Below are 12,036 nucleotides of genomic sequence, written 5' to 3' on the forward strand. Positions count from 1 at the left end.
CCAAAATTTCTAAAAAAGGCAGATCAATGATAGATATAAACGAAATCCTCTCCATCCTACCTCATCGCTTCCCGTTTTTGCTGATAGATCGCGTCGAAGAGCTCAGTATAGGCGAAAGCATCAAGGCCTATAAAAACGTAACCTACAACGAGCAGATCTTTCAGGGTCACTTCCCAGGCCATCCAATCTATCCGGGCGTAATGATAATCGAGGGCTTAGCGCAGGCAGGCGGCGTGCTGGCGTTTAAGAGTATGGAGAAAGACGGCGCCAATTTAAGCGATAAGGTCGTGTATTTTATGAGTATCGACAATGCTAAATTTAGAAACCCGGTCCGCCCTGGCGACAAACTTGAATATCGCATCAGTGTAATCAAACATCGCGGACGCATCTGGATGCTAAAGGGCGAAGCCTACATCAACGATGGCGCCACACTGGCCGCGCAGGCTGAGCTTCAAGCGATGATAATGGATAAATGATGGCTAAAGTTCACCACACGGCGATCATCGAGGACGGCGCGCAGATCGGAGCCGAGGTTGTGATCGAGCCGTATGCTTTCATAAGCGCGCAGTCTAAAATCGGCGACGGCTGCACGATCAAGCAGGGCGCGCGCATCATTGGCGATACGCAAATCGGCGAGGGCTCTAAAATTTTTTCATACGCGATCGTGGGCGAAATTCCGCAGGATATGAGCTTTGAGGATGGCGAGCGAACGGGGTTAGTCATCGGTAAAAACGCTACGATTCACGAGTTTTGCACGATCAGCTCGGGCTCGCATAAAGGAGACGGATTTACGCGCATCGGCGATAATCTATTTATGATGGCGTATTGCCACATCGCGCACGATTGCGTGCTGGGCAGCAACATAATCCTAGCCAACAACGCCACGCTCGCAGGCCACGTTGTAATGGACGATTATGCCGTTATCGGCGGGCTTACTCCCGTGCATCAGTTCGTTCGCATCGGCGAGAGCTGCATGATCGCAGGGGCTAGCGCGCTTAGTCAGGATGTAGTGCCGTTTTGTCTAGCCGAGGGGAATCGCGCCTATATCCGCGGGCTAAATTTAACGGGCATCCGCCGCCGCTTCGATAAAGAGACGGTCGAGACGATAAATCGGGCGTATAAATTTTTATTCAACCAAGGCGGGGGTTTAAAGGAGCAGGCGCAAATTTTATTAAACGAAACGAGCGATCAAAACGTGCGCAAGATGTGCGAGTTTATAATCAATACAAAACGCGGAATTCCGCTAGATAAGGGTAAAATTTAATGGCAAATAAGTGCAGTTTTTGCGGTGAGACGGGCGCGGACGGGCGTCGTATCTATCCTAATGACGACGGTACGGCGGCTATCTGCAGCTATTGTATCGATATGGCATACGCCGCTATCCACGGCAGCGAGGGTCAAAATGAGGCGATACAAAATCAAAATAAAGAGATTGATTTCGAGGCTATCAAGCCAAAGGCGCTGATGGAGGTTCTCAACCGCTACGTCATCGGTCAGGAGCGTGCTAAGAAAATTTTTAGCGTCGGCGTTTACAACCACTATAAAAGAATTTTCAGACAGACCGACGCGAAGGGTGACGATACAGAAATTTCAAAATCAAATATCTTGCTTATCGGACCTACCGGCAGCGGCAAGACGCTTATGGCGCAGACCTTGGCGCGATTTTTGGACGTGCCGATCGCCATTAGCGACGCTACGAGCCTAACGGAAGCGGGCTACGTCGGCGAGGACGTAGAAAACATCCTCACCCGCCTTTTGCAGGCTGCGGACGGCGACGTAGAGAAGGCGCAGCGCGGTATCGTATTCGTAGACGAGATCGATAAGATCGCGCGAATGAGCGAAAACCGCAGCATCACGCGCGATGTAAGCGGCGAAGGGGTACAGCAAGCGCTTCTTAAGATCATCGAAGGAAGCGTCGTAAATATCCCGCCGAAGGGCGGCCGAAAGCATCCAAATCAGGACTTCATCCAGATTGATACGACCAATATTTTGTTCGTCTGCGGCGGCGCGTTCGACGGGCTAAACGAGATCATCAACCGCCGCATCGGGCAAAACGTGCTCGGGTTTAACCAAACCAAGCGCAGCAAGAAAGAGAGCTTAAATTTGCTAAACATGGTCGAGGCCGACGATCTGGTGCATTACGGCATAATCCCCGAGCTCATCGGGCGCTTGCACGTAGTGGCTACGCTAAATGAGATCGACGAAAAAGCTATGGTTAGAATTTTAACCGAGCCGAAGAATGCGATCTTAAAGCAATATCAAAAGCTCTTTGCGATAGACGGCGCAAATTTAAAATTTGACGACGACGCGCTAAGAGAGGTCGCGAGCCTTGCGATCAAGCGCAAAACGGGCGCACGCGGACTTCGCAGCATAATCGAGGAGATAATGATCGATATTATGTTCGATCTGCCTGAGCTTAAGGGCTATGACGTCATCATCTCCAAAGAGGTCGTAGATGGCGTCTCTAAGCCGATACTTGTAAAACAAAATTTAACTGCATAAAGGGGATAAATGTTACTTGATTCGATTCTAGGATTATTTTCCAGGGATATGGGTATTGATCTAGGCACGGCAAACACGCTTGTGCTGCTAAAAGATAAAGGCATCATCATCAACGAACCGAGCGTCGTCGCGGTACAAAACGAGCGCTACGGCAAGCAAAGGATCATCGCCGTGGGCGCCGAGGCTAAAGAGATGCTAGGACGCACTCCTGGCGACATCGAAGCGGTGCGCCCGATGAAGGATGGCGTTATCGCGGATTTTGATATGACGGAGAAGATGATTAGATATTTTATCGAAAAGACCCACAAGCGCCGCTTTTTCGTAAGCCCGCGTATCATCATCTCGGTACCTTACGGGCTAACTCAGGTCGAGCGCAAAGCCGTGCGAGAAAGCGCGATGATAGCGGGCGCACGCGAGGTTTATCTAATCGAAGAGCCGATGGCTGCGGCGATCGGTGCGGGTTTGCCGGTCAATGAAGCGCGCGGCTCGCTGGTCGTGGATATCGGCGGCGGTACCACTGAGATCGGCGTTATCTCTTTAGGCGGTATCATCAGCGCCAAATCCGTTCGCGTCGCGGGCGATAAGATCGACGCTAGCATCGTTAACTACGTCAAAGAAAAATATAGCCTGCTTATTTCGGAGCGTGCGGCCGAGGAGATTAAGATCAAGATCGGTACGGCGGTGCAACAGCAAAAAGATCTTACCTACACGGTCAAAGGAAAAGACCAGATCAGCGGGCTTTTAAGCTCGGTCGATCTTACGAGCGAGGACGTTAGAGAGGCGATCAAAGACTCGATCAGAGAGATTGCCGATGCGCTGAAATTTGTCCTTGAGAGCATTCAGCCAGAAGTCGCCGCCGACATCGTCGAAAACGGCGTCGTGCTAACGGGCGGCGGCGCGCTCATTCGCGGATTGGATAAGTATCTAAGCGACACCGTAAAACTTCCGGTTTTTGTCGCGGATGAGCCGCTGCTGTGCGTCGCAAACGGCACCGGCAAAGCCCTAGAAGAGATCAAATCGCTAAAACAAGCGGCAAATGACTAATCTCAAACTCCTCCTCGTCGCGGTTTTGCTGGTAGCCGTTTCGCTAACATTCGGCTCGTATATCCACGGCAAGTTCGTAGGCTTCGCGAGGGGAATTTTAGAGGTTTATTACGGCGTGAGCGATCGGGTAAAAAGCGCTGTGAACGAGCATTTTAACCAGGCAGAGACGATCAAAGCTCTACGAGAAGAAAATGCCGAGCTAAAAAAATCGGCGATGCTGCTTAGTACGTTCGCGGGCGAGCTCAATAAAATTTTGATCGACAAAAACAGCTCTGTTTATGAGCCCAAAGTCCAGCTCGTAAAGGCACTGAGCTATGCAAATTTAAACGACTACAATAAATTCTTCGTAAATTTTGAAAATTTTGACCCAAACAAAATTTACGGCCTCATCAGCGAGGGTAAAACTGCAGGAATTTTAGTAAATAAAGACGGACGCCCGCTTGCGATCTTACAGCGCGACGAAAAGAGCAACTTCTCCGTTTTCATAGGAGCTACTCAAATTCCTGGCGTCGCGGGCGGCGAAAAAAACGAGCTCGTGGTTAGATACATCCCGCAGTGGCTCGATCCCAAGGTAGGCGATGAGGTGCTTACCAGCGGCAAGGACGGGATTTTTTTTGCCGGCGTGCCGGTAGGAAAGGTTAAAGAGATTCAAAACGGAAAGTTATACAAAAGCGCCGTCGTAGAGCCCTACGTGAGCTCCGAGATGCCGGCGTTTTTGTATGTCGTTACAAAGGAAAATTGATGCCCAAAAGAGATGATATTAAGACGATTTTGCTGATCGGCAGCGGTCCGATTGTAATCGGTCAGGCGTGTGAGTTCGATTACAGCGGCACGCAGGCTGCCAAGACGCTAAAGAGCCTCGGATACCACGTAGTGCTAATAAATTCCAATCCCGCTACCATTATGACCGATCCCGATTTTGCTGACGCTACCTATATCGAGCCGATTACCAAAGAGAGCATTTTGCGTATCATAAAGCGCGAGGGCGTCGATGCAATCCTGCCTACGATGGGCGGACAGGTCGCGCTAAACGTCGCGATGCAGGCTTACGAAAGCGGCGAGCTAGCGGGGGTAAAATTTCTAGGCGCCAAGCCTGAAGCGATAAAAAAGGGCGAGGATAGGGTAAAATTTAAAGAGGCGATGATTAAGATCGGAATGGATCTGCCTAAATCCAAATACGCTTACAATATCGAAGAGGCAATGGCTGCGGCGAATGAGATCGGCTTTCCGCTCATTATTCGCGCCAGCTACACCCTAGGCGGAGCTGGTAGCGGCGTAGCGTACAATATTGACGAGTTTAAAGAGGTCGCGCAAAATGGGCTAGACGTGAGCCCAATAAATGAAATTTTGATCGAAGAGAGCCTGCTTGGATGGAAAGAGTTCGAAATGGAGGTAATCCGCGATCATAAGGACAACTGCATCATCGTCTGCTCGATCGAAAATTTCGACCCGATGGGGGTGCATACGGGCGATTCTATCACGGTTGCACCCGCTCTTACGCTTACTGATAAAGAATACCAGGCGATGCGCGACGCGAGTTTTAAAATTTTACGCGAGATCGGCGTAGATACCGGCGGCAGTAACGTGCAGTTTGCGGTAAATCCGCAAACGGGGCGGATGATCGTCATCGAGATGAACCCGCGCGTAAGCCGTAGTTCGGCTCTTGCGTCCAAAGCTACGGGCTATCCGATCGCCAAGGTCGCTACGATGCTAGCCGTGGGTTTTAGCCTGGATGAGATCAAAAACGACATCACCGGCACGCCCGCGAGCTTTGAGCCCGTGATCGATTATATCGTGACTAAAATTCCGCGCTTTGCGTTTGAGAAATTTCCCGGCGCAAACCCGTATCTCGGCACTGCGATGAAGAGTATCGGCGAGGTAATGGCGATCGGGCGCAGCTTTAAAGAGAGTATCCAAAAGGCGCTGTGTTCGCTGGAGAAGGGCTACTTCGGCTTCGTGGAGCTAAATTTAAGTGAAAAGGATCTCATCTTCGGGCTTCGCAACGCGCAGCAAGATAGAGCTTTATATATCGCCCAGGGCTTTAGAGCAGGCATGAGCGTGGATCAAATTTACGAGCTTAGCAAGATCGACCGCTGGTTTTTGAGCCAGATCGAGCAGATCATAAAATTTGAAGAGCGCATCGATATGGATATCATCAACGACGCGGCGCTTTTGAGACAGGCCAAGAGTTGGGGCTTTAGCGATAAGATGATCGCAAATTTGATCAACAAAAAGGACAATCTGGGCCTTACGCAAAACGATATCCATTTTGCCTGCGCCAGACAGGGCATCGACCTTGAATACAACGAAGTAGATACCTGTGCAGGCGAGTTTGCGGCGCTTACTCCGTATCTGTACTCCAGCACCAACATAACGCCCGCCATCGCAAGCCGTAAAATTTCAAAAGATAATAAAAAAGTCCTCATCATCGGCGGCGGTCCGAACCGCATAGGCCAAGGCATCGAGTTTGACTACTGCTGCGTGCACGCCAGCTACGCTCTGCGCGATATGGGCATCACCACGATAATGTATAACTGCAACCCAGAAACCGTCAGCACCGACTACGATACGAGCGATATTTTGTACTTCGAGCCGATCGATTTCGAGCACGTTAGAGCGGTCATCGAGGCCGAGAACCCAGACGGCGTGATCGTGCATTTCGGCGGTCAAACGCCGCTAAAGCTCGCCAAGCGCCTAAGCACTGTGGGAGCCAAGATCATCGGCACGAGCGCGCGCACGATAGACGTAGCGGAGGATCGCAAAAAATTTAGCGAGTTTATCGCAAGCATCGGCGTTAAGCAGCCCAAAAACGATACCGCTATAAGTGAAGCCGAAGCGATCGAAAAGGCCGCTGCTATCGGCTATCCGGTGCTCGTGCGCCCCAGCTACGTGCTTGGAGGTCGCGCGATGCGGCGCGTACACAACGAAGCCGAGCTTAGGCAGTATATGAGCGAAGCCGTGAGCGTGAGTCACCACTCTCCCGTGCTGATAGATAAATTTTTACTTGACGCGACCGAGCTTGACGTCGATGCGATCTGCGACGGACGCGACATGTATATCGGCGCGATAATGGAGCATATCGAAGAGGCGGGCATCCACAGCGGCGATAGCGCGAGCATTTTGCCGCCGCTTAGCCTAAGCGCGGAGATGATCGATCTGGTAAGTCGCCAAACCAAAGAGATCGCGCTAAATCTCGGCGTAGTAGGGCTTATGAACATTCAATTCGCGATTTTTGAAAACGAGCTTTACATCATCGAGGTAAATCCGCGCGCGAGCCGCACCGTGCCGTTTGTGAGCAAGGCGAGCGGAATTCCGATGGCAAAGGTCGCTACCCGCGTAATGTGGCAAGGGGATCTGCGCGAGGCTTTGAAATTTTACGACGAGTTCGGCGTGCTGGTCGAAGAGAAGGGAATTTTAAAGCCGCGTATTAAAAATCATATTTGCGTCAAAGAAAGCGTCTTTCCTTTCAACAAGCTTGCGGGCGCGGATCTGATCCTGGGGCCTGAGATGAAAAGCACCGGCGAGGTGATGGGTATCGGCGAAAATTTCGCCAAGAGCTTTGCTAAATCGCAAATCGGCGCGAGCAATGCGCTTCCAAGCGGCGGCAAGGTATTTTTGTCGCTTGCCGATCATGACAAGCTGCGAGCCGTAGAGCTTGCACGCGCACTTACGAGCGCGGGCTTTAGTATCGCGGCTACGAGTGGCACTCACAAGCTGCTAGGCGAAAACGGCGTAAAGTGTGAGTTTGTCTATAAAATTAGCGAGGGTCGCCCAAATATCGAGGACAAGCTCAAAAACGGCGAAATTTCGCTCGTCATCAACACTAGCGATAGTAAATCAAACTCTACCGACGCCGCGAAGATTCGCCAGAGCGTGCTTCGCTTTAGGCTACCGTATTTTACGACGATGAAGGCGGCGATCGCGGCTACGCGCTCGATCTGCTCGATAAAGGACGAATCCGCGCTTGAAGTTAAAACGCTACAGGAGTATCTAAGCGGTAGGTAGCGCGAGTAGCCTCCGCTAGCGCTGTGCCGCGATAAAATTTTAGGAAGCATAATTTTACTGCGAAAATTAGAGTATGGAATTTCTAAATTTTATAGATAGCACCCCCATTTTATATGCATAAAATTTTTTTAGGAGATACTATTAAATGAGTGAAGAAACGCAGCGCAAGGCCTTGCAAAACCAAATTTGGAGTATTGCAAATGAAGTAAGAGGTGCTGTTGACGGCTGGGATTTTAAACAATATATCATAGGTACGCTATTTTATAGATTTATCAGCGAGAATTTTACGGATTACATAGAGGGTGACGACGATGATTTTGACTATGCAAGTTTGTCTGACGATTCACCGGAACTTGAAGCGATAAAGCATGATACCATTGTAACAAAGGGATATTTTATCTACCCTAGCCAGCTATTTAAAAATGTATTAAAAAATGCCGATAATAACGCAAATTTAAACACTGATTTAGATCAAATTTTTAAAAGTATCGAAGGCTCAGCAGCCGGATATGAGTCGGAGCAGGACATAAAGGGTCTTTTTGCTGATTTTGATACTACGAGCAATCGGTTAGGAAACAGCGTTACCGAGAAAAACAGGCGACTCACAGCGGTTTTAAAAGGCGTGGCCGAGCTTGATTTTGGCGATTTTAAGGACAACCATATCGATCTTTTTGGCGACGCATACGAGTTTCTTATCTCGAACTATGCCGCGAATGCAGGCAAATCCGGCGGCGAGTTTTTCACTCCGCAAAATGTCTCAAAGCTCATCGCCGCACTTGCCATGCACGAACAAGAGTGCGTAAATAAAATTTACGATCCAGCATGCGGTTCTGGTTCACTACTTTTGCAGGCTAAAAAGCGTTTTGACAAACATGAGGTCGAGGATGGATTTTTTGGCCAGGAGATAAATCACACGACATACAACCTGGCGCGTATGAATATGTTTTTACACAACGTTAATTACTCTAAATTTCACATAGAGCTCGGCGATACGCTACTAGATCCAAAGCTTAGCGACGATAGGCCTTTTGACGCTATCGTTTCAAATCCTCCTTACTCCATCAACTGGATCGGTAGCGACGATCCGACGCTCATAAACGATCCTAGATTTGCTCCTGCGGGCGTTCTTGCGCCAAAAAGCAAGGCGGATTTTGCCTTTATCTTGCACGCACTCAGCTACCTTTCGGCAAAAGGCAGAGCCGCGATAGTTAGTTTCCCGGGCATTTTTTATAGAGGCGGTGCGGAAAAAAAGATCCGCGAATATCTCGTAAAAGAAAATTTTGTCGAGACCGTCATCGCGCTCGCCCCAAATCTTTTTTATGGCACTCCGATAGCTGTTAATATCCTTGTTCTTTCAAAGCATAAAACAGAGACTAAAACGCAGTTTATAGATGCTAGCGGGTTTTTTGAAAAAAGAACAAACAACAACGTCCTAACTGACGAACACATTGCGAAAATAATAGAAATTTTTGGTAAAAAAGAAGATATCGCCCATGTATGCGCACTCGCAGATAATGAAAAAATAGTCCAAAACGATTACAATCTAGCCGTAAGCTCTTATGTCGAGGCAAAAGATACACGCGAGGTTATCGACATAAACGAGTTAAATTTACGGATAAAGCAGACCGTGGCTAAAATCTCAAATTTGCGCGAACAAATCGACGAAATCGTTGCGGAAATAAATTCGGGCAGCGAAATATGAAAGCTATTATTTACACGACAAGCGATGGCAAGTCAAGATTTTCTTTGCAAAAATTTGATGAACAGCTTTGGCTGACGCAACTTGAAATCGCGGAACTTTACCAGACGACCAAACAAAATATTAGCAAGCATATAAAGGCTATTTTTTTAGAAAATGAGATAGATGAAAAAGCAACTGTCAACTTTCAGTTGACAGTTCAAAATGAAGGCGGGCGCAATATAAAGCGTAAAATGGCTTATTATCCTTTGCCTTTGATTATAGCCGTAGGTTACCGCGTGCGTTCATCTCGCGGTACGCAGTTTCGTCAGTGGGCGACGCAATGCTTAGGAGAATATATAAAAAAGGGTTTTGCGCTTGACGACGAACGCTTAAAAGGCACGGGCGGCGGCGATTATTTCAAAGAGTTGCTTGAACGCATTCGCGATATCCGTAGTAGCGAAAAAGCGATGTATCGCCAAGTACTCGACCTTTACGCCACTAGCTACGACTACGATCCAAAAAGCGACGAGAGTATTAAATTTTTTAAAATAGTTCAAAACAAGCTTCATTACGCCGTTAGCGAGCAAACCGCCTCCGAGATTATTTTTAGTAGAGTAAACGGAGATAAAGAATTTATGGGGCTTACAAATTTTAAAGGCCAAATGCCGACGCTAAACGAGGCTAAAACGGCGAAAAATTACCTAAGCGAGGATGAACTTTTTAGATTAAATCGCTTGGTTTCGGCGTTTTTCGATCTTGCCGAGGTGAAGGCGTACGAGCGCGAGCCGATGTATATGAGAGACTGGATAAGCGAGCTGGATAAATTTAGCGTAACTTACGGCAAAGGCGTTTTGCAAAATGCTGGCTCGGTAAGTCATAGCGAGGCTATGAAAAAAGTTGACACCGAATATGCAAAATACCGACAAAACAACCTAACTCCGGTCGAGAAAGAATATATAAACGCCGTCAAAAGTATAAATTTAAAGCTAAAAGACAAAGGCAAGAAATGAGTAAAATTTTTGATTTGATAAACGAGCTTTGTCCGCAAGGGGTGGAGTTTAGGGAGCTTGGAGAGATTGGTTATTTTTATGGTGGTTTAAACGGAAAAACAAAAGATGATTTTGTAAAACACGGTAACGTAAAATATATAACCTATATGAATGTTTTTTCAAATTTAAGTATAGATTTGAATGCGCTTGAATTTGTAAAAATAGAAAATAATGAAAGGCAAAATTTAGTTGCTTACGGCGATGTTTTATTTACAGGCTCGTCTGAAACTAGAAACGAATGTGGATTTTCATCTGTTCTTACTAAAAAACCAGAAGAACCAATTTATTTAAATAGTTTTTGCTTTGGCTTTCGTTTAAATGATTTAAGTTTATTTGAACCAGAATTTCTAAAATATATTTTTAGAAGTAAATTTTTGAGAGCACAAATTATTAAGACGGCCAACGGAGTAACTCGTTTTAATATTTCAAAAACAAAATTTCAAAAAATCAAACTCCCCGTACCTCCTCTGGAAGTACAGCGTGAAATAGTCCGCATTTTGGACTGTTTCACGCTGCTTACAGCAGAGCTTACAGCAGAGCTTACAGCTAGGAAAAAGCAATACGAATTTTATCGCGACTTCCTTTTAAGCTTTGACGAGCTCAATAAAAATGGGGGGGTATGAACTAAAAACACTTAGGAGCATTGCAGACTACTCGAGCGATAGAATTAAATTTGACTCTTTAAATGAGCTAAATTACGTCGGCGTGGAAAATTTGCTTCAAAATAAAGCAGGGAAAGTATCGTCAAAATACGTTCCGGCGAGCGGAAACTGTACTAAGTTTGAAAGCGGCGATATTTTGATAGGCAATATTCGTCCTTATTTAAAGAAAATTTGGCAAGCTGACTGCACTGGTGGAGCAAGTGGCGACGTTTTGGTTTTGCGTTTAAACGACGAAAGCGTCAATTCTAGATATTTGTATCAAATTTTGGCTGATGATAAATTTTTCGATTATAATATGAAAAATGCAAAAGGCGCAAAAATGCCACGAGGAAATAAGAATGCTATTTTGGAATATAAAATCCCTGTTCCACCACTACCAACCCAGCGCAAAATCGTCGAAGTCCTTGACAAATTCGATACGCTCGTGAACTCTATAGCCGAGGGCCTTCCGTGTGAGATAAAGCTAAGACAAAAGCAGTATGAATATTACAGAGAAAGGCTATTAAGCTTTACGGAAATTAAAAAGGAGATATAGTGTTTATAGGTACTCTTAATGAGATAGCTAGCCAGCTTAAAAGTGCAAATGAGAAAGCACAGCTAATTTATGCTTTTAACGGTACGGGCAAGACTCGTTTATCTGTAGAATTTAAAAATTTAATAGAATCAGGAACCGATGAAAACAGTGACTCTGGCCAAAAGAAAATTATTTATTATAATGCTTTTACGCAGGATTTATTTTATTGGGATAACGATATGGAAAATGACGTCGAGCCGAAACTAAAAATACAACCGAATTCTTTTACTAGCTGGGTATTTCAAGAACAAGGATTGGATAAAGAGGTTATTGATACTTTTCAGCTTTATGTGGGCAAAAAGCTTGAACCTAGATTCGATGCAAATTTTTCAGAAGTTTCGTTTTCTTTTATAGATGGCAATACTCCTAAAGACAATATTAAAATTTCAAAAGGAGAAGAAAGTATTTTTATTTGGAGTATTTTTTATGTATTAATAAGGCAAGTAATAAATGAATTAAATATAGCGGAACCAGATAATCGATCAACTCACGAATTTGATGATCTGGAATATTTTTTTA

General features: G+C 46.3%; 10 protein-coding genes and 1 pseudogene. All 11 read left to right on the top strand.

The features are described 5' to 3' along the window. Positions 1 to 26: 26 nt before the first annotated feature. Positions 27 to 476, top strand: coding sequence for a 3-hydroxyacyl-ACP dehydratase FabZ (gene fabZ / locus Q0537_RS06345; protein WP_299226137.1), 450 nt, complete (start codon positions 27 to 29; stop codon positions 474 to 476). Beyond that, a complete protein-coding gene (lpxA, locus tag Q0537_RS06350; RefSeq protein WP_299226140.1) occupies positions 476 to 1,264 on the top strand; it encodes an acyl-ACP--UDP-N-acetylglucosamine O-acyltransferase in 789 nt (262 codons plus the stop codon). Before fabZ ends, lpxA begins: the two co-directional genes overlap by 1 nt. After that, entirely contained in the window at positions 1,264 to 2,502 is a 1,239-nt protein-coding gene (gene clpX / locus Q0537_RS06355) for an ATP-dependent protease ATP-binding subunit ClpX (RefSeq protein ID WP_295152772.1), read from the top strand. Before lpxA ends, clpX begins: the two co-directional genes overlap by 1 nt. A gap of 9 nt (positions 2,503 to 2,511) precedes the next feature. After that, entirely contained in the window at positions 2,512 to 3,546 is a 1,035-nt protein-coding gene (locus Q0537_RS06360) for a rod shape-determining protein (RefSeq protein WP_005869818.1), read from the top strand. Beyond that, positions 3,539 to 4,288, top strand: a complete 750-nt coding sequence (mreC, locus tag Q0537_RS06365; RefSeq protein WP_299226143.1) for a rod shape-determining protein MreC — start codon at positions 3,539 to 3,541, stop codon at positions 4,286 to 4,288. The genes Q0537_RS06360 and mreC overlap by 8 nt, the downstream gene beginning before the upstream one ends. Next, positions 4,288 to 7,551 (top strand): carbamoyl-phosphate synthase large subunit, encoded by a 3,264-nt coding sequence (carB, locus tag Q0537_RS06370; protein ID WP_299226146.1) that lies wholly within the window; start codon positions 4,288 to 4,290, stop codon positions 7,549 to 7,551. The genes mreC and carB overlap by 1 nt, the downstream gene beginning before the upstream one ends. Positions 7,552 to 7,696: 145 nt before the next feature. After that, on the top strand, positions 7,697 to 9,253 hold the full coding sequence (locus tag Q0537_RS06375; RefSeq protein ID WP_299226149.1) for a type I restriction-modification system subunit M: 1,557 nt from the start codon (positions 7,697 to 7,699) through the stop codon (positions 9,251 to 9,253). Further along, positions 9,250 to 10,242 (top strand): RhuM family protein, encoded by a 993-nt coding sequence (gene rhuM / locus Q0537_RS06380; RefSeq protein ID WP_298987648.1) that lies wholly within the window; start codon positions 9,250 to 9,252, stop codon positions 10,240 to 10,242. Before Q0537_RS06375 ends, rhuM begins: the two co-directional genes overlap by 4 nt. Further along, positions 10,239 to 10,904 carry a restriction endonuclease subunit S gene (locus Q0537_RS06385; protein ID WP_297942719.1) on the top strand — a complete coding sequence of 222 codons (666 nt, stop codon included), beginning with the start codon at positions 10,239 to 10,241 and terminating at the stop codon, positions 10,902 to 10,904. The genes rhuM and Q0537_RS06385 overlap by 4 nt, the downstream gene beginning before the upstream one ends. Next, complete coding sequence (locus Q0537_RS06390; protein ID WP_299226152.1) at positions 10,891 to 11,478, top strand: restriction endonuclease subunit S; 588 nt, start codon at positions 10,891 to 10,893, stop codon at positions 11,476 to 11,478. Before Q0537_RS06385 ends, Q0537_RS06390 begins: the two co-directional genes overlap by 14 nt. Further along, positions 11,478 to 12,036 (top strand): annotated as a pseudogene (locus Q0537_RS06395) (hypothetical protein); the annotation flags it as partial. The gene Q0537_RS06390 and the pseudogene Q0537_RS06395, both read left to right, overlap by 1 nt.

The sequence above is a fragment of the uncultured Campylobacter sp. genome (assembly GCF_938017775.1).
Lineage (GTDB): Bacteria > Campylobacterota > Campylobacteria > Campylobacterales > Campylobacteraceae > Campylobacter_B.